Annotated in this window: 17 protein-coding genes; 1 reads left to right on the top strand and 16 read right to left on the bottom strand. The window is 75.2% G+C overall.

Annotated features, from left to right (window positions below):
* Positions 1-43: 43 nt before the first annotated feature.
* The 12 genes from AB0J76_RS44180 to AB0J76_RS44125 form a co-directional block, all read right to left on the bottom strand.
* Complete coding sequence (locus tag AB0J76_RS44180) at positions 44-1321, bottom strand: FAD-dependent oxidoreductase (RefSeq protein ID WP_352322160.1); 1278 nt, start codon at positions 1319-1321, stop codon at positions 44-46.
* Positions 1318-2244 carry a UbiA family prenyltransferase gene (locus AB0J76_RS44175; protein ID WP_352322158.1) on the bottom strand — a complete coding sequence of 309 codons (927 nt, stop codon included), beginning with the start codon at positions 2242-2244 and terminating at the stop codon, positions 1318-1320. The genes AB0J76_RS44180 and AB0J76_RS44175 overlap by 4 nt, the downstream gene beginning before the upstream one ends.
* Positions 2241-3380 carry a DegT/DnrJ/EryC1/StrS family aminotransferase gene (locus AB0J76_RS44170; protein WP_352322156.1) on the bottom strand — a complete coding sequence of 380 codons (1140 nt, stop codon included), beginning with the start codon at positions 3378-3380 and terminating at the stop codon, positions 2241-2243. The genes AB0J76_RS44175 and AB0J76_RS44170 overlap by 4 nt, the downstream gene beginning before the upstream one ends.
* The gene (locus AB0J76_RS44165) at positions 3377-4579 is read right to left on the bottom strand and encodes a DegT/DnrJ/EryC1/StrS family aminotransferase (RefSeq protein WP_352322154.1); all 1203 of its coding nucleotides are present in this window, start codon (positions 4577-4579) and stop codon (positions 3377-3379) included. The genes AB0J76_RS44170 and AB0J76_RS44165 overlap by 4 nt, the downstream gene beginning before the upstream one ends.
* A gap of 169 nt (positions 4580-4748) precedes the next feature.
* On the bottom strand, positions 4749-5276 hold the full coding sequence (locus AB0J76_RS44160; RefSeq protein ID WP_352322152.1) for an EF-hand domain-containing protein: 528 nt from the start codon (positions 5274-5276) through the stop codon (positions 4749-4751).
* 171 nt (positions 5277-5447) lie between these two features.
* A complete protein-coding gene (locus tag AB0J76_RS44155) occupies positions 5448-5906 on the bottom strand; it encodes a hypothetical protein (RefSeq protein ID WP_352322150.1) in 459 nt (152 codons plus the stop codon).
* Positions 5903-6823 (bottom strand): Gfo/Idh/MocA family oxidoreductase, encoded by a 921-nt coding sequence (locus tag AB0J76_RS44150; RefSeq protein ID WP_352322149.1) that lies wholly within the window; start codon positions 6821-6823, stop codon positions 5903-5905. Before AB0J76_RS44150 ends, AB0J76_RS44155 begins: the two co-directional genes overlap by 4 nt.
* The gene (locus tag AB0J76_RS44145) at positions 6820-8004 is read right to left on the bottom strand and encodes an Ldh family oxidoreductase (RefSeq protein WP_352322147.1); all 1185 of its coding nucleotides are present in this window, start codon (positions 8002-8004) and stop codon (positions 6820-6822) included. The genes AB0J76_RS44150 and AB0J76_RS44145 overlap by 4 nt, the downstream gene beginning before the upstream one ends.
* Positions 8001-9287 carry a M20/M25/M40 family metallo-hydrolase gene (locus AB0J76_RS44140; protein ID WP_352322145.1) on the bottom strand — a complete coding sequence of 429 codons (1287 nt, stop codon included), beginning with the start codon at positions 9285-9287 and terminating at the stop codon, positions 8001-8003. Before AB0J76_RS44140 ends, AB0J76_RS44145 begins: the two co-directional genes overlap by 4 nt.
* Positions 9277-10125: a sugar phosphate isomerase/epimerase family protein gene (locus AB0J76_RS44135; protein WP_352322143.1), complete on the bottom strand. Its 849-nt coding sequence runs from the start codon at positions 10123-10125 to the stop codon at positions 9277-9279. The genes AB0J76_RS44140 and AB0J76_RS44135 overlap by 11 nt, the downstream gene beginning before the upstream one ends.
* The gene (locus tag AB0J76_RS44130) at positions 10106-11128 is read right to left on the bottom strand and encodes an oxidoreductase (RefSeq protein WP_352322141.1); all 1023 of its coding nucleotides are present in this window, start codon (positions 11126-11128) and stop codon (positions 10106-10108) included. Before AB0J76_RS44130 ends, AB0J76_RS44135 begins: the two co-directional genes overlap by 20 nt.
* Before the next feature lie 156 nt (positions 11129-11284).
* Complete coding sequence (locus tag AB0J76_RS44125; protein WP_352322139.1) at positions 11285-12157, bottom strand: alpha/beta hydrolase; 873 nt, start codon at positions 12155-12157, stop codon at positions 11285-11287.
* A 78-nt stretch (positions 12158-12235) separates the two neighbouring features.
* Between AB0J76_RS44125 and AB0J76_RS44120 the strand changes: the two genes are divergently transcribed.
* A complete protein-coding gene (locus AB0J76_RS44120; RefSeq protein ID WP_352322137.1) occupies positions 12236-14179 on the top strand; it encodes a BTAD domain-containing putative transcriptional regulator in 1944 nt (647 codons plus the stop codon).
* Positions 14180-14319: 140 nt separating this feature from the next.
* Here AB0J76_RS44120 and AB0J76_RS44115 read toward each other — a convergent pair whose 3' ends face one another.
* From AB0J76_RS44115 to AB0J76_RS44100, 4 genes are all read right to left on the bottom strand, one after another.
* Positions 14320-14451 carry a bacteriocin gene (locus AB0J76_RS44115; RefSeq protein WP_352322135.1) on the bottom strand — a complete coding sequence of 44 codons (132 nt, stop codon included), beginning with the start codon at positions 14449-14451 and terminating at the stop codon, positions 14320-14322.
* A 183-nt stretch (positions 14452-14634) separates the two neighbouring features.
* A complete protein-coding gene (locus tag AB0J76_RS44110) occupies positions 14635-15813 on the bottom strand; it encodes an SMI1/KNR4 family protein (RefSeq protein WP_352322133.1) in 1179 nt (392 codons plus the stop codon).
* Positions 15814-15901: 88 nt separating this feature from the next.
* On the bottom strand, positions 15902-16870 hold the full coding sequence (locus AB0J76_RS44105) for a TIGR04500 family putative peptide maturation system protein (protein WP_352322131.1): 969 nt from the start codon (positions 16868-16870) through the stop codon (positions 15902-15904).
* Positions 16867-17844: an MvdC/MvdD family ATP grasp protein gene (locus tag AB0J76_RS44100; protein WP_352322129.1), complete on the bottom strand. Its 978-nt coding sequence runs from the start codon at positions 17842-17844 to the stop codon at positions 16867-16869. Before AB0J76_RS44100 ends, AB0J76_RS44105 begins: the two co-directional genes overlap by 4 nt.
* Positions 17845-17887: the final 43 nt, after the last annotated feature.

Here is a 17887-nt window from a genome sequence, read left to right as displayed (position 1 = left end):
CGCGTACGTCATTGACAGGCGGGCGGCCCCGGCAGGCGGGCGGCTACGACAGGCGAGCGAGCACCCGCGCGGCGGCCTGCTCCCCCGCCGCGACCGCGCCCTCGCTGCACGGCCGCTGGGCGACCCAGTCGCCCGCGTAGTCGACCGCCGCCCCGGGACGCCCCTCGAACGCCGCCCGCAGCGCCAGCGCCCGGGGCGTCGCCTCCGGCAGCCCGTGCGGGAAGCGGTGCACGTGGAAGCGGGCCACCCGGCCGGCCAGGCCGGGCACGAATCGCTCGGCGCGCCCGACGAGCTGGTCGGCGACCTTCTCGTCGCTCTCCCCCATGAGCGCGGCGGTGCCCTGCGGCGAGGTGATGAGCGAGATGAGCCCGGTACCGGCGGGGGCCCGGCCCGGGTGCTTGTGGTGGTCAACGGTGATCACGTTGAGCACGGGGTCCTCGGCCGCGGGCACGAGCGTGGCGAACCCGCGCCAGCCGGGCGCCGCCGGCCGGGACAGGACGAGACTGAGCCGGAGCATGGGCGCGTACGTGGACGCCTCCAGGTACGCCCGCTCCTCCGGCGGGGCGCCGGGGTGCAGCCGGGCCGCCACGGGCGCGGGCACGGCCAGGACCGCCGCCCGCGCGCTCACGCTCCCCCGCGGCGACTCCAGCCGCACCCCTCCCGGGCACGGGACCACCCCTGTCACTTCGTGCCCGGTGACCACGTCGAGCCCGGCGGCGAGCACCCTGGCCAGGGTGTCCATGCCGTCGCGGTAGGTGTGCCAGGTGCTGGTGCTGCCGGTGCTCGTCAGGTGCTCGGCGAACACCGCGGCGGACGAACGCCCGGCGTCCCAGCCGAAGAACCCCGCGACCAGCGGCTCGACGAGAAACGCGCGCAGGTCGGGATGGTACTTCCCGACCAGGTCGGCGACGGTGGCCTGCGGCCCTGGACGGCCGCGGGCCAGGCGGAGGCGCAGGCGTACCAGGTCGAGGCGGGCACGCGGCGGCAGGCCCGCGCCGGTGAGCAGCCCGAGCGGGCGGCCGACGTGCGGATGGACGCGCCCGTCGCGCCACACGCCGAGGGCGTCGGGCACCCTCGGCACGGCCGCCGCGTCGAGGCCGACCGCCCTGATCAGCCGCCAGGTGGCCGGGTAGCCGTCGGCGGACGGCAACATCTCGGCGCCGGTGTCGATCAGGCAGCCCCGCGCCCGCAGGGTGCGCATCCGCCCGCCCACCGCCTCGGCCGCCTCCAGGACGCGGACCGCGAGCCCGGCCCGGTCCAGCGCGTACGCCGCCGCCAGGCCCGCCGGCCCGGCGCCCACCACCGCGACGTCCACGTTCATGCCAGGACCAGGTTGGCCAGGATCAGCACGCCGACGGTGACGCGGTGGGTGCGGATCGCCACCCGCCGGGCCCGCAGCACGTCTCCCCGTACGAACCCGATCACGAGCTGGGTGACGCGGAGGGAGACCAGCGGAACGAGCACGCCCAGGAACCACCGGGGCGCGACCCCGGCGGCCACGGCCCACACGACGACCAGGCTCTCGGCCGCGCTCACCGCGGTGACGAAGGCGGCGTTGGCCCGCGGGGACGTCCGCGCCGCGACGGTGAACCGCCCGGCCTCCCGGTCACCGCGGGCGTCGTTGGTGTTGGAGTACAGGCCGAAGATCATCGGCCCGAGCCCGAAGAGCACCGCCTGCACCGCCACGAACCCGCTCGCCTGCCCGGTCAGCAGCCCGTACGGCACCAGCACCCACCCCACGCCGAGCCCGACGAGGAACAGCTCCTGGAACCCCCGGTAGCTGAGCTTGAGCCCCCACGAGTACTGCACGGCCGCGACCACGCACGCCGCCGCCGTCACGACGACCCAGGCGGGCCGGTGGGGGGCGGCGGCCACGACGGCGGCCCACAGCACGGCGCTGATCGCGGTGGCCGTCCACGCGAAGCGCAGCGCCTGCCGTTCGGTGAGCGTGCCGGCGACCAGCGGTTTGCGGGCCAGTCTGCGGCGGGCGGCGTCGGAGGAGTAGTTGGCCGCGTCGCTGCCGTCGCGGTGGCCGGTGATGTCGTCGAAGCCGACCATCGCGGCCACCACGGCCGCCTCGGCGATCAGCACGGACAGCAGCAGGCCGACCGCGTACGGCTGCCATCGCCCGGCCGGCGGCAGCAGCGACCACACCAGCGGCAGGCCCAGGTAGTAGTCGTAGATGTCGAGCTTGGCCAGCCGCGCGTAGGGGCCGAGGCCGCGGGTGACCACCTGGTCGGTCATGGGTTCTCCTGCGGGGAGCCGTGAGCGAACGCGCAGACCGCGTCGGCGATCCGTTCGACCTCGGCGTCGGCGAGCCGCGGGTGCAGCGGCAGCGACAGGTTGCGCCGGGCGGCCGACTCGGCCACCGGCCACGACGCGCCGGGCGGCGCGAAGCGGGCGAAGGCCGGCTGGGCGGGCAGCGTGCGCGGGTAGTAGACGTGGGTGGCGATGTCGTGGGCGGCCAGGTGGGCCGCCAGCGCGTCCCGATGCTCGGTGAGCACGGTGTAGACGTAGTGGAACCGCCCGTCCCCTCCGACGGGCGGTGCCACGATCCCGCGTTCCGCCAGGGGTTCGAAACGCCGGGAGTAGTAGGAGGCGATCTCGGCCCGGCGCGACAGGCGGTCGTCCAGGCCGGCCAGCCGGTGGAGCTGAAAGGCCGCCATCACCTCGTCGAAGCGGCTGTTGTGGCCGACGCGGCGGTGGTGGAAGCGCCGGGCGCCGTCCTGGCCGTGGTTGCGCAGCATCCGTACGTGCGCCGCCAGGGCCGGGTCGTCGGTGATCACGACCCCGCCCTCCCCCGGCATGCCGAACGTCTTGACCTGCACGAACGAGTACACGCCCGCGTCCCCCCACCGACCGGCGGGCCGCCCGCCCAGCGTGCCGCCCTGGGCCAGCGCGGAGTCCTCGACCAGCCGCAGGCCGTGCCGGTCGGCCAGCTCGCGGAAGCGCGGCATGTCGGCCATCACGGAGAACATGTGGGCCGGCATCACCGCCTTGGTCCGCCCGGTGACCAGCGACTCGGCGGCGGCGGGATCGGCGGCGAGCGTCACGGGGTCGACGTCGGCGAACACCGGCCGCGCCCCCGCGCCGACGACGGTGGCGGCCAGCGGGGCGCAGCCGAAGGCGGGCACCACGACCTCGTCGCCGGGGCCCACGTCCATGGCGGCCAGCACCAGGGTGAGCGCGGACGTGCCGCTGGAGCAGGCCACGACGTCGGCCGCGCCGAGCCGGTGGCGCAGCTCGCGTTCGAACCGGGCGGTGTGCTCGCCCAGGATGAACTTCTGGGCCTCGCCGGTGCCGATGGCGTAGACCGTGCGCAGCAGCGTCGCCCGGTCGGCCTCGAACAGGTCGGCGGCGAAGAACGGCACCCGGCTCATCCGCGCCGCCCTCGGTAGAAGCCCTCGATCTCGTCGCACACCCGGTCGGCCGCGGCGTCGGACAGATCGGGGTAGAGCGGCAGGGCGAGGGCCCGCTCGCAGGCCGCCTCCGCCCTCGGGAAGTCGCCCCGGACGTGGCCGAGGTGGGCGAAGCAGGGCTGGAGGTGCAGCGGGACCGGGTAGTAGACCTCGGTGCCGATGCCCGCCGCGGCCAGGTGCGCCGCCAGCGCGTCGCGCGACTCGACCTCGACGAGGTAGACGTAGCAGACCCGGTTGCCGCCCGGGTGCGGCGGCGCCGCGCCTGGCACGGCCAGCACGCCGGGCACGTCGCGCAGCCGCGCGTCGTAGCGGGTGGCCAGCTCGGACCTGCGGGCGATGTCGGCGTCGAGCCGGGCGAGCTTGGCCAGCAGGACGGCGGCCTGGAGATCGTCCATCTTGCTGTTGCAGCCGGGCAGGATCGTGGGGTTGGCGATGCCGGGGAAATGGTCGAGGGTACGGCCGCCGCGGCCGTGGTGGCGCAGCGCCCGCGCGGTCTCGGCGATGCCGTCGTCGTCGGTGAGCAGCGCTCCGGCGTCGCCGATGGCCCCGAGCGTCTTGGACGGGAAGAACGACAACACGCCGCCCGCGCCGACGAGCCCGGCGTGCGTGCCGTCGAGGCGCATGCCGATGGCCTCGGCACTGTCCTCCAGCACGGTCAGGTCGCGCCGCCGGGCCACCTCGCACACGCCCCGCAGGTCGGCCAGGCGGTCGAACAGGTGCGCCGGCATGACCATCGTGGTGCGCGGCCCGGCCACGGCGTCGACGGAGGCCGGGTCGATGCCGTAGCCGTGCTCCTCGATGTCGGCGAAGACCGGCACGCCGCCGGCCAGCACGACGGAGCTGGCGGTCGCGATGAAGCTGTAGGCGGGCACCACGACCTGGTCGCCCGGTCGCAGGCCGGCCGCGCGCAGCAGCAGCACCAGCGCGTCGGTGCCGGAGTTGACGCCGACGACGTGCGCGGCGCCGGTCCACAGGGCGAGCCGGCGTTCGAGCTCGGCGACCTTCGCGCCGTGGGAGAACTTGCCGCGGTCCAGCACGTCGACGCACCCGGCGCGGATCTCCTTCCACAGCCGGTCGAACGTGGCCGCCTGGGAGAAGAAGGGGATGGGAGCGGCGGCGCGGGGCGGCGATCCCCCGGGCGGAGAGAGTGTTTTCTCCAAGGTTCCCGTCCTGGTGCGATGGTGGCGGCGGGGCCGCCCGGGGATGCGGCCCGGACGGCCCCTTCTTCGGGCGGAGCCGCCCGGGGACAAGGCCCCCGGACGGCTCCCTCGGCGGAGCCGCCCCGGAGACAGCGGCTCTGGGCGACCCTTCGGCCTGCTCGGGCCTAGGTCACCTGCCGAGCAGAGGGATGTCGTTCTTGCCGAGGTGGTAGTCGCGGACGGCGGCGACCAGCTCGTCGACGGAGAGTCTGCCGGTGCCGTCGGTGTCCATCTGCCGGAAGGCCTCGGCGGCGACCTCGCCGTCGAGCCCGATGGCCGCGAACCACTTGGCCATCTCGGAGGAGTCGACCTCGCCGTCGTTGTCACGGTCGAGGACGTTGACGATGGCCTGGATGGTCGGGCCGACGACCTGGGCGAACCCGTCGTCGCCCCTGCTGATGATCTCGCGCTCGGCGGCCTGGAGGAACTGCGCCTGGTCGAGCCGCGACGCGCCCACCGCCCCCGCGAGGTGGTCGAACATCGCCAGGTACGCCTGCTTCAGCTGGTGCGCCTGCGGCGTCCCCTGCACGCCCAGGCCCTCGATGATGCCGTCGGCCTCGTTCTCGAAGTCAAAGCGCTCGATCGCGCCGGAGCCGTCGTTGTCCCAGAGCCGGAAGCGCTCTTCCAGCCGGCTGGTCGTCTTGGTGCCCGCAGCCATTGTCTGTCCTTTCGTGACACGCGCCCGCCCGCCGTCGTGGGGATCATCGGGGGGAGGGACGCGACCTCTAGTGGGCTCGAAATCGAGTGGTTCCCACTACTGTGCGCAACCAACACATTACCCTGAGTGACTAAAGGTAAACCAGAGGTCACGGAAAGTAATCGAAAGCTTCTACAGCAGAGGCCAGCGGAGGACGCGGGCGCCGCCCTCTTCGGGGCCCTCCGGGAGGGCCTGGCTGAACACCAGCGGCTCACCCGGCATGAGTCCCAGCTCCCGTCCGGTGACCGCGGGATCGCTGTGGATCAGCACGTTGTAGTGGTTGGGCAGGTGGCAGCCGTCGAAGCCGAGCAGCACCCCGACCCGGCGCCCGCCGATCCACACCTCGTCGCCCCGGTCCAGCACGCCGGCCGCGACGATCTCGGCGAAGCCCAGGAAGGCGACCCGGTCGATCCGGGCGCCCGCGTCGGTCTCGGTGTGGTCGGTGGCGACCAGCTCGTGCACCTCGCCGGCGCGCACGCACCGGCTGGCGTACGGTTCGAGCCGCATGCCGCGGTCCTGCCTGCGGTGCACCAGCACCTTGAGCAGGGTCCCGGTGACCGCGGTCTTGGGGCCGTCCTCGTCGGGGTTCACGCGGCACCCCGTCCGGCGCCGGCCTTGTCCAGGCGGTAGACGTCCTCGACGAAGCGCAGGGCGGGCAGGCCGCCCTCGCCGTCGGGGGTGCCGTAGCGCACCGAGCGTTCGAACGCGGCCAGCACGCCCTCGTACTCGTGCCACAGGGAGTTCTTGAAGCCGGAGTGGCCGGCCAGCATGTCGGCGTACAGGGTGCGGCCGTCGGCCAGGCGCACCTCCAGGTCCTTGCGCTCGCCCGGGTAGGACCAGTCGAGCAGGATGCGCGCGCGGGCCGTGCCGGCGCGCAGCTCGACGTCCGCCTGCCGGTCGGCCCCCGCGGCGTCCCGGTCGACGTGCGCGGAGACGACGTGCGCCGGGCCGAGCAGCAGGTCCACCAGGTCGTAGGCGTTGGGGCCGTTGTCGGCGACGCAGCCGCCGCCGCAGCGCCGTACGTCCAGGTACCAGGAGTCGTCGCCGGCGTGCTCCTCGATGCGTTCCAGGTAGCGCACGGTCAGCTCCTCGACGCGGGCGCCCGCGCACGCCGCGCGCAGCCGTCCGACGGCGGAGTTGTAGCGCCGGTGAAAGGCGGTGAACAGCGGCACGCCTGAGCTCGCGGCCAGGTCCGTGAGCCGCCTGCCCTGCGCGGCGTCGAGGGCGAGCGGCTTCTCCACGCAGACCGGGACGCGCCGCTCCAGCGCGTCTGCGCAGACCCGGGCGTGCAGGTCGTTGGGGACGGTGACCACGACGGCGTCGGGCCGTTCCTCCTCCAGCAGCCGGACGTGGTCGCGGTAGCCGGGGACGCGATGCCCCTCCAGGACGCGCGGATCGGTGTCGCACACCGCGGCCAGCCGCAGCCCGGGCGAGCTGTGCAGGGCCGCCAGGTAGAACCGCGAGATCACGCCGAGCCCGATGACCGCGACGCGCAGCCGGGCGCTCACCGCGCCACCACCGGGGCGGGGGCGTCGAGCCCTGTGGCGGCGGCGAGGGCGGCCAGCTCGTCGTACAGGTCCGGGCCGAGCGGGACGCCCGAGCGCCGGTGTTCCTCGGCCCGGCGATGCTCGTGCCAGCCGGGATAGCTCACCGGCGAGGCGGGGTCGGCGGGCGGGCAGCCGAGCAGCGCGCCGAACATCGTGGCCGCGTCGCCCTCCACGCCCTCGCGCAGCGCCCCCGGCGCGACGGCCAGGGCGAGGAAGCCGATGTCGTCGTCGCGCCCGCTCGGGCCGCCGTCGCCGTCGTGGGCGTCGGGGTGGGCGCCGAGACCCGCACCGGACACCAGCGCGGCCAGCACCTCGACCGCCACCCCCAGCCCGAAGCCCTTGTACTGCCCCGCCTGGCCGCCCAGCCAGAGCAGGTGCGCCCGCCCCTCGCCGAACGCCGCCGCGTCGGTCACGGGAGCGCCGTCGTCGCCGGCCAGCACCCCTTCGGGCAGCTCGGCGCCGTGCCGCGCGGCCTGCCTGACCCGTCCGGTGGGCATGGCGGTGGTGCTCATGTCCAGCACGAACGGCGGATGCCCGCCGGCGGGGGCCGCGACGCTGATCGGGTTGGTGCCCAGCATCGCCACCGCGCCGCCGGGCGGCCTGGCGATGCGCTGGCGGCCGCAGTTGCCGGCGATGACGCCGACCATGCCGTACTCGACCGCGCGCAGCGCGTGGTGCCCGGCGCAGCCGAAATGGGTGCCCCCGCGCACGGAGACCATGCCGACGCCGTACGTCGAGGCCCGGCCCGCGGCGATCTCCATGGCCAGGCCGGCGGCCCACAGGCCCAGGGCGCGATCGGCGTCGAGCAGCACGGCCGCGCCCCGGTCGGCCAGCACGGACGGCTCGGCCAGCGGATCGGCCCGCCCCTCGTCGAACAGCGGCAGGTAGAGCCGGGTCAGGTTGGCCAGGCCGTGCGAGGTCATGCCGACGAGGTCGCCGTAACACAATGCGGCGGCGGCCTCGCGGGCGCGTTCCGGGGCCAGGCCGCGGGTGGTGAACACGGCGGCGACGAAGTCCAGCAGGTCGTCGTGGCGCACCCGTACGGCGGCCCGCGCCGGCCGGGCGGCTGCCGGGACTGCCGGGACCGGCGGGTACGGCTGCGCGGGCGGTGCGTCCGTCGCGGGTGAGGCGGTGGGGTTCATGCTCCTCGTCCAATCCTGTCGTCGGTGAAGGCGATCATCAGCCGGGCCACGGCGGCGGCGAACCCGGCGAGTTCGGCGGCCCGCGCGAACTCCCCTTCGGCATGGGCGTTGTTGCCGGCCAGGTCGCCCGGCCCCAGGACGACGGTGCACGCGCCCCCGACGCCCGCCATCCAGATGGCGTCGCAGGTGAACGCCGGTTCTCCGGCGGGCCAGGGCGGGATCCCGGCCCGGTCGCGCAGGAGCGCGTGCCCCCACGCGTCGCGGTCGTCGAGCACGGGCAGGCCGCGCTTGCGCCACTCCAGCCGGGTGACCGCCCTGGCGTCGCGGGCGGTTCTGGCGAACAGGGCGGTGCCGCCGAAGGCCGCCGCGAAGGCCGCGAGCCCGTCGTCCAGGGCGCGCGTGAGGTCCCGTTCCAGGCGGCGTCCGGTGGCGGGGGTGGCGTAGGGCAGGTTGAGCAGGAGGGAGCCGCGGCCGTACACCTGGTTGTGGCGGGTGCCGGTGTGCAGGCCCGCCACGCACACGGTGTCCGGGTCGAGCGCCCTGGCCAGGTGCTGGGCCAGGAAGCCGAGCAGGACCGTGGCGTTGTGCCCGGCGGCCGGGCGGTCGTCCACGGCGTGGTCGCCGTCCACCACGATCCGCGCGGTCGCGGCGGCCGTGCTGCGCGTCAGGAACCGTACGCCGGTGGGCTCGCAGAAGACGTTGAGCCGCCCGACGTAGCCGCGTTCGACGAGCGGACGGGTGCCGAGCACGCCCATGGCCCCGCCCTCCTCGCCCGCCACGGCCTGGATCAGCACCCCGACCTCGCGCCCGATGGCCGGCCGGCACGCGCGGGCCGCCCGCAGCCCGGCCAGCAGCGCGACGGCCGGGCCCTTGGCGTCGATCGCGCCGCGGCCGTGGAACCGCTCGCCGTCGAAGCCGGCCGGTCCGCCGCCGGCGACCGTGTCGAGATGCACGTTGAACATCACCGTGCGGGACGCCGGGAGGCCGGGGCCCAGCCGCAGCACCAGACTGGGCTGGCCGTCCAGGAAGCCGGGCAGGCCGAGGGCCTCGCGCACGGGCGCGGGGACGTCGGCGCGGTCCAGTTCGGCCGGGCGCACCGAGGTGTGCCGCACGGTGCGGAAGCCGAGCGGCGCGGCGGCCCGCGCGTACTGCTCCTGGGCCTCGCGCAGCCGCGGCGGCGGCCCGGCCGGTCCGGTCTCCAGCGGGCCGGCCGTGGGCAGCCGCAGCAGCCTCAGCAGCAGGTCGTGCTCCGCCGCGTCGAGGGGCACGGCGTCAATGTCCATCGACCTGCCCCACCAGCCGTTCCAGCGCCCGCCCGTACCGGACGAAGGCGGCCCGGTCGCCGGCGCCCGGGTCGTCGAGGTGGGGGCGCAGCCGCAGGTGCGGCTCGATGGACAGGGCGCCGGCGTAACCGTGGGCGGACAGCAGGCGCAGGCACTCGGCGACGCCCGCCCGCCCCTCGCCGGGCAGCACGTAGACGACCTCGCCGCCGGGCCCGGTGACGGCGTCCTTGACGTGGACGTGCGCGACGTACGGGACGACCTCGCGCAGCATCGGGGCCGCCGGGTAGCCGTGGGCGACGCCGTTGCCGATGTCGAACAGCAGCCGCAGCGCCGGGCTGCCGATCCCGGTGACCAGGTCCAGCATGCGGTCGGCGCGGTCGCCCGCCCAGCCGGCGCAGTTCTCGTGGACCAGCAGCAGGCCGGCGTCCTCGGCCCGGCGGGCCAGCTCGCGCAGCCGGTGGCGGACCCTTCGCCCCCACTCGGGCTCGGGCAGGCCGCCCGAGGGGAAGGACATGATCCGCACCAGCCGCGTCCCCAGCAGCGGGCAGCGGCGGGCCAGCACGTCGAGCTCGGCGAGGTCGAGCGCGAAGTCGCCGGTCACCGGCCGCGACCAGTCGCCGATCTTCGAGGCGATCGCGACGACCTCGACCCGCGTCTCGCGCAACCGCCGCGCCGCGCGCCGGAACGCCCGCTCGCCGAGCGCGGCGACCGGCACGCCGTCGACCGTGCGCAGCTCCAGCCGGTTCCAGCCCAGCTCCCCCACGGCGGCGAGCTGGCCGTCGAGGTCGGGGGCGGCCTCGTCGCCGATGCCGGCCAGCTCAGGAGGTGGTGCCTGCACGCGGCGCCTCCTCACGCCCCGGCTCGTGCGCCGCGCACAGGTGCTTGGCCTCGGTGAGCAGCCGCACGGCGTCGACCTGGACGGGCAGCGCGCCGGGCGAGCGGCGGGCGCGGGCGTAGCGGCGGTAGGCGGCCAGCAGGAAGGCGGGCAGGGCGTCGTCGGTGAACACCGTGCGCCGTTCGCCCTCGGCCGTGGCCACCCTGAGCTGGGCGGTGTGGTCGGCGTCGCTGCACGGGTAGTGGCCGGTGAGCGTGCCGCGTTCGAAGTGCAGGGTGATGCGCCGCTCCCGGACGGGCGAGGTCAGGTCGGAGTCGATCTCCGTGCGCACGCCGGAGTAGTGGTCGAGCCGCAGCCTGGCCCGTCCGAGCCGGGGCAGCCGCAGGCGTTCGGTGACCATGTCCTCCCAGGACGCCGCCGAGATGCGGGCGCCGCCGGCCAGGCTGAGCACCACGGCGAGCGCGTGCGGCATCTCGATGTCGAAGGCCGTGGTGGCGTCGGGACGCGCCGCGCTGCGGGTGAACCTGGGCTTGTTCTGCACGACCCGGATCTGCCGCAGCGGGCCGAACTCCTCGGCGCGCATCGCCGCCCGCAGCCGGCCGGTGAGCGTGCTGTCGAGCCAATGGGTGGCGACCGTGAGGTCGAGGCCCCAGCGCCGGCGCACCCGGGCCACGGCGGCCAGCCCGACCAGGTCGAGCGCGAGCGGCTTCTCCACGATGAACTTGCGGTAGCCGAGCGGCGCCAGCCGGGCCAGCATCCCGGCCCTGACGTGCGGCGGGGTGCACAGGTGCACGACGGTCCGGTCGGGCGGAGCCAGCGCGGCGGCCTCCTCGGGCGACCCGGCCGTCACCGCTCCCCGCACGCCGCCGAGCGGCAGGAGGGGATCGAGGACGACGACCGGGTCGGGCGCCAGCAGCCCGGGGGCCGCCTCGCGCACCTTGGCCAGGGACGGCAGATGCAGCCCTGCGCCGGATCTGCCCATCCCGACGATGAATGCGTGCAACATGCTGGCGAGCGCCTCTACTCCGTCGCGTGCTCGGCTTTCCGGCCCGTACTTTTCCCGCCGGAAGGACGACCTCATTTGGCGCTGCCATTGTCGAATAACTTACCGTGACATGTCAATTACTTTAAGTTACGAGACGGCCCCTGACCAGGAGAGCGGCTACCGGGCCACGAGCTCGCGGAGCGCGCGGGCGATCTCGGCGGGAGACTCCTCGGCCATGAAATGTCCGCTCGTGACCGTGTCGTGCCGCAGGTCGGGCGCCCAGGCCCGCCACACCGCCGCGGCGTCGTAACCGAGGGCGGCGCCCCAGTCCTGCTGGAGCACGGTCACCGGCATGCCCAGCCGGTTGCCCGCGGCCAGGTCGGCGCGGTCGTGCTCGACGTCGATCCCGGCCGAGGCGCGGTAGTCCGCCACGATCGACGGCACGGCGGCCCGGCAGGCGTCCAGGTACGCGGCCCGGACGTCGGCCGGGATCGCCGCCGGGTCGTTGGTCCACAGGTCGAGGAAGTGGCCGAAGAAGGCGTCCGGGCTCGCGCCGATCAGCTGCTCGGGCAGGCCGGGCGGCTGGGCCATGAGGTAGAGGTGGAAGCCGACGGCGGCCGTGACGCCGCGCATGACGTCCCACATGTCGAGGGTCGGCAGCACGTCGAGGCAGGCCAGGTGGGTGATCGCCGCCGGGTGGTCGAGACCGGCGCGGAAGGCGACCAGCGCGCCGCGGTCGTGCCCGGCCAGGGCGAAGCGCTCGTGGCCGAGAGCCGCGGCCAGGGCCACGACGTCGGCGGCCATGGTCCGCTTGGAGTAGACGTCCGGGCCGGTCTCGGCCGGTTTGTCGCTGGCGCCGTAACCGCGCAGGTCGGGGCAGATGACGGTGTGGTCCGCGGCCAGGTCGGCGGCGACGTGCCGCCACATCAGGTGGGTCTGCGGGAAGCCGTGCAGCAGCACAATGGGGCTGCCCGAGCCCCCGACGGCGGCGTGCAGCGTGACGCCGTCGGCGACGGTCACGCGGCGGTGGTCGAATCCGGGGATGGTCATGAGGTGCCCTCCTTCGATGGGTGACCGGTTCGGTTCCCAGCGTGCCGGGGGCGGATGAGCATCCGGTGAGCAGGAAGGATGGGGAGTGTGTTCGGGGTGCTGGGGCCGGTGGTGGCCTGGGACGACGAGGGCGAGCCGATCCCGCTGAAGGGGCCGCGGCACCGCGCCGTGCTGGCCCGTCTGATCGTCGCCCGGCGCCGGGTCGTCCCGGTGACGCGGCTGGTGGCCGACCTGTGGGACGATCCGCCGCCGGACGCGGTGGGCGCGGTGCGCACGTTCGTGGCCGCCCTGCGCCGGGCGCTGGAGCCCGCGCGCCCGCCGCGCGCCCCCGCCCGGCTGCTGGTCACCGAGGGCCCCGGGTACGCCCTGCGCGCCGCGCCCGACGCCGTCGACGCCTGGCGCTTCGAGCAGGCCGTGACCGCCGGCCCGCCGGAACCGGCCCGGCTGACGGAGGCGCTCGGCTGGTGGCGCGGCCCGGCCTACGCCGAGTTCGCCGACGAGCACTGGGCCCGCGCCGAACGTGCCCGCCTGACCGAGCTGCGGCTGCACGCCGTCGAACGCCGGGCCGAGGCGCAACTGGCGCTCGGCCGGGCCGCCGAAGCCGTCCCCGACCTGGACTCGCACGTCGCCGAGCACCCCTGGCGGGAGGACGCCTGGCGGCTGCTCGCCCTCGCCCTCTACCGCACCGGACGCCAGGGCGACGCCCTGGCGGTGCTGCGCCGGGCGCGGACGCTGCTGGCCGAGCATCTCGGCGTGGACCCCGGGCCCCGGCTGCGCCGCCTGGAGTCGGACATCCTGCACCAGGACCGCGGCCTCGCCGCCCCCGCCGACGCCACGGCCCAGGTGTGGGCGCAGGCGGCCGAGGCGTACGACCGCACGGTGGGGGCCGGGGCCCGGGCGCGGCTGGAGTCGACGGTCGGCCTGCTGCGCAACCTCGCGGTGACCGGCGGCGGCGGTCTGGAGGCGGCGCGCGGCCACCGTACGGCGGCCATCGCGGCGGCCGAGGAGCTGGGCGACCCGGAGCTGACGGCCCGGGTGATCGGCGCCTACGACGTCCCGGCGATCTGGACCCGGTCGGACGATCCCGAGCAGGCGGCCCAGGTCGTCGCCGCGGCGGAACGGGCCCTGGCCGGCCTGCCGCCCGGCGCGCCCGAGGCGGCGCGGGCGCGGCTGCTGGCCACGATCGCCGTCGAGTCGCGCGGCGTCCGGTCGGCCCGCGGCCCGCTGGCCGCCGCCGAGGCCGAGCGCATCGCCCGCCGCCTCGACGACCCGGCGCTGCTGGCGTTCGCCCTCAACGGGGTGTTCATGCAGGCGTTCGAGCGGGCGGGGCTGGCCTCCTACCGGGACGGGATCGGGGCCGAGCTGGTCGCGTTGTCGGCGCGGCACGGGCTGGTGACGTTCGAGGTGCTCGGGCATCTCGTGCGCGTCCAGGCGCTGGGGGCGCTCGGCGACTTCGGGGCCGCCGACCGGCACGCGGCCGCCGCCGACCGGCTGGCGGAACGGAACGAGCTGCCGCTGGTCAGCGTGTTCACCGACTGGTACCGGGTGGTGCGGAAGGCGGCCGGCGGGCGGGTGCCGGCGGCCGAGGAGGAGGCGGCCTACCGGGCGGCCGCGGCCCGGCTGGACGACGTCGGCATGCCGGGGCTGGCGCGGGGGCTGCTGCCGCTCGCCCTGCTGTCCGTACGGATGCGGCACGGCCTGCCGGTCCTGGGCGAGGCCGATCGGGGCGAAGTGGAGTGGGGGCCGTACGAGCCGTGGGTGCGGCCGCTCGTCCTGCTGGCGGAGGGGCGGGACGCGGAGGCCGCCGAGGCGGTCGGCCGGATCCCGGAACCACCCCCTGACCTGCTGCTGGAGGCCATGTGGTGCCTGGTCGCGAGGGCCGCCGTCGCGGTCGGCGACCGGCGGGCGGCGGCCCGCGCCCGCCAGGCGCTCGCACCCGCCGCGGCGGAGCTGGCCGGGGCGGGCAGCGGCCTGATCACGCTGGGCCCGGTCGCCGCCTTCCTCGCCGAGCTCGGGGACTAGCCACGCCCCGGGGCCGCCGGACTGTCGGTGGCGGGCTGTTCAATGGCGGGCATGACCACGCACGACCCGGGCGGCTCGTCGGGCGGGGCGCGTGCCGGGGCCACCCCTGCGTGAGGCGGCCCCGGCGGTGTGCGGCGTGGTTACGGCAGGGCGTCGATGACGGCGTCGCGCCAGTCGTAGTTCATCCAGTCGTAGTTGGCCCACATGCCGCCGGTGACGGCGGCGAGCTCGTTGTCGTCGAGCTCGCGGGCGCCGGTCTCGAAGCCGTTCATCTGGGAACGTCCCCCTCTGTCGTGGTGAATGTCGCGCACTCACGGTCGCAGGAGGCACTTGGGGACGTCTTGGCGATCACTAGGCGCGGGCGGCGTGCTCACTTGCGCGTCACTGAAGGAGCGGCCAGCCGCTGCCGGTCAGGACCGGCCTCACCACGCGCGGTCCCGACGGCGGCGGGCGGGTCAGGGGATGTGCCACTCCAGTTCGCCGGCGACCGCCTCGGGCTTCCAGTAGCCGACGGTTCCGCCGGTCTCCAGGGCGTCGGCGGTCGCCTTCAGCAGGGCGTGGTAGGAGCGGATGCGGATCCCGCCGGGGGTGAAGCTCATGTCGCCCTCGTGGTCGGTCTCGCCGACGTCACGGCGTACGGAGTCGATCACCAGGCTGTTGCCCATGCCGTCGAAGCCGACGGGGATCATGCGTCCGTCCCACCATTCGGTGCGGGGGTCGTCCGAGTCGTCGGTGGCGTCGATCTTGCACAGGGCGCGCCATTCGTCCCGGATCTGGCGGATGGTCGCGTTCACGTTGCCCAGGAACCCGAAGGGCCAGGTCGCCTCGGTGACGGCGGCCCCGTCGTGGCGCAGCAGCGAGGCCCGCAGGTCGTCGGGGAAGGACAGGCCCGTCTGGGCCTCGGCGACCGCGATGGTCCTGGCCCTTCCCGGCCTGCCGAGCGTGCGGTGGCTCTTGGGGGCGTTGGCCTTGAGCCAGGTCTCGATCCGCCGCCACTGCCGGTTCACCGCGCGGGTGACCTTGGGATTGATCGCGCGTACGTGCGGCTCGGCCGTCCGCGGACGGCAGTCGGCGTCCACGGCCTCCTGGGCGAGAGGCGGTTCCTGGGACTCGGCGGGCTGCTGCTCGCCTGTGGCCGGCTCCGCGGCCGGTCCCCATTCGATGTCCGTGTCCACCACGCAGCGGACGCCGGCGTTCGCGTAGGCCGGGGCGCAGCTGCCGAAGTGTTCCTCGGTCGAGTGGTCGCCCTTGGAGAACACCGCCGACTCCAGGACCTGCGCGCCCCCGGCCAGCAGGACGACCGCCAGTGCCACCATGGCCCAGCGGTTCAGGCGTCGCCGGGTGGGGCCGTCGAGCGGCTGGGTCTGGGCGAAGAAGGCGGCGACGGCCGGTCTGTCGAAGAAGCCGGCCGGTCTGGTGGCGTAGCGCTCGATGTCCGCCTTCGTCGGCGTGCCGAGGATGGGGACGGGCGGCCACGGCGGCGGGGCGTCCCGCTCGGGAGGCGGCCCGTCCGGAGCAGGACGCTCGTCGGGCAGGGCAGGGTACGGCGTTCGCGAGCGGCGGAGGAACACGGCCGCCGCCACCGCCACGGCCGCCGCCGCGAGCGCCCACCACAAACCCCGAGAGGTGATCATCCGCCGCACGTGCGGCACAGTACCCGAAGGCACCGACATGACCGGAGAAATCACTCCAAATGGCCCGGCGCGGAGGGCGCCGGACGCGTCAGAGCCAGTGCCAGGTGATCCGGGCCTCCCGGGCGGCGTCGGCGGCCCATTCGTCGAAGGCGGCCTCGCCGGCGGCCTTCAGCGTGGCCTCGTCCGCCACGGCCTCCTGGCGTTCGACGACCTGGCCGGTCAGGAAGCCCCCCTCGTAGGGGACCGGGCCGGCGGCGTCACCGGCCGGCACCTCCCGCAGCGGTACGGGCAGCTCGCCCGCCCACGTCCGGGCCCTGGTCAGCCGCAGGTCCCAGCGGCCGGCGAGCGGTCCGTCGAGCTCGGCGGGCTCGACCGGGTCGTCCGCCAGCACCCAGGCCGCCCGCACCCGGGCGAACCGGTCACGATGGCGGTCGAGGTACGCCGGAGCCAGCTCGGCCCGCTTCCGGGCGCGGAACCGCTGGTCCTTGGCGGTCATCGTCATGTGGTCGTGGAACGCCTCGGCGCTCATGCCCATCCGGTCCAGCCACTCCGCCATCGTGTCGTGGCCGAGCAGGCCGCGCCGCCTGCGGAACCCGTCCGCGGCGGCCTGGACGTCGGCCAGGCCGACCTCCTCCTGCTGGGCGGCGTTGCGCAGCACGCAGAACCGGACCAGCTCCTCCTGCGGCGACATCCCGGGACGCGCCAGCGAACGCAGCATGAGCATCGCCTCGGACACCGACACGTGCGTCCCGTCCACGGTCAGCACGTAGCCGGCGGCCCAGTGGGTCGAGTGGTCGACCAGCCAGGACGTGCCGTCCTCGGCCTGCACGCCGAGCATGATGGTGCCGCCCGACGGATGGTCGAGCAGCAGGTCGTAGTCGACGACCGGCGAGCCGGGACGCGGGCTCGTCACGAGCTGCGCGCCGAGCCGCGGGTGCGCCTGGGCCCAGGCGGCGGCGGTGCGGCGGGCCTCCTCCACGGCCGAACGCCGGCGGGTCAGCCCCCGCAGCAGGTTCACGCCGCTTTCGAGGGCCGGCCCGAGGGAGAGCTGAGTCATTGCGCGTCCGTTTCTCCGGCGGTGAGCCAGTCGGCGACGGCGTCGCTGATGGGCAGGCCGGTCAGGTCTTCGATCCAGGCCCACTGGCCGTTGGGGTTGATCTCCAGGAAGACGTACTCCCCGTCGGGGGTGAGGATGAGGTCGATCGCCCCGAAGGACAGGCCGAGCGCGGCGACCAGGTCGACGCAGCGGCCTGCGACGTCGTCCGGCAGGCGGTGCACGCTGTGGCGGGCGCGGGCGAAGTCGTAGTGACGCCAGTCGTCGCGGGTGCGCGGCGAGTCCTGGGAGGCGATCTCGGCGGTGAACACCTGCCGTCCGACCACGGTGACCCGCAGCTCCACCGCCTTGGGCACGTACGGCTGCAGGATGACCGGCTCGTGGACGATCCGCCCCCGGCCGCCGAGCGACCGCCGGGTGACCACGGTCGTGTAGACGGCGTGCGCGCCGCCGTCGATCTCGAACAGGGTGTGCTCCATCGCCTTGGCGATCAGCCGCCCGTCCGCGTGTTCGTAGGCGGGCACCAGCTCGGACGGGTCGTTGGTGATCACCGTCCGCGGCACGGCGAAGCCCAGCCGCCGGGCCAGGGCCAGGTGGACCAGTTTGTTGTGCGCCCTGCGCAGCACCGGTTGGCGGGCCGGCAGCCAGCGCGCGTCCAGCAGGTCCCAGAAGCCGTCGGTGAACCACTCCGACAGCTCGCCCACCCGCGCCCGGAGGTCGTCGGCGGTGACGTCGTCCGCGGCACGCGGGCGTCCGGGGCGCCGGGTCCAGACGGCCGTCGTGCCGGAGAGGTCGAAGACCTGCCCGTCCCTGGTCAGGACCAGTTCCTCACCGTCGGCGCCGAAGCGCGCGGTCAGCCTGGCGGCGGACGGGTACTCGCCCGGATCCCACCACAGGACGTCCGCGCCCCTGGCCTTCAGCTTGGGCAGGACCAGGTCGACGGTCGCGTCGCCGGGCTCGCTCAGAATCAGTAGCACGTGTCCCCCCAGCCGCGTGGGAGGGAAGCGGGCTCCCCTCCCA

Source organism: Nonomuraea sp. NPDC049624 (assembly GCF_040675255.1).
In the GTDB taxonomy this organism is placed as follows: Bacteria; Actinomycetota; Actinomycetes; order Streptosporangiales; family Streptosporangiaceae; genus Nonomuraea.
Note: the sequence above shows the minus strand (reverse complement) of the source record. Positions and strands in the feature narration are given on the sequence as shown.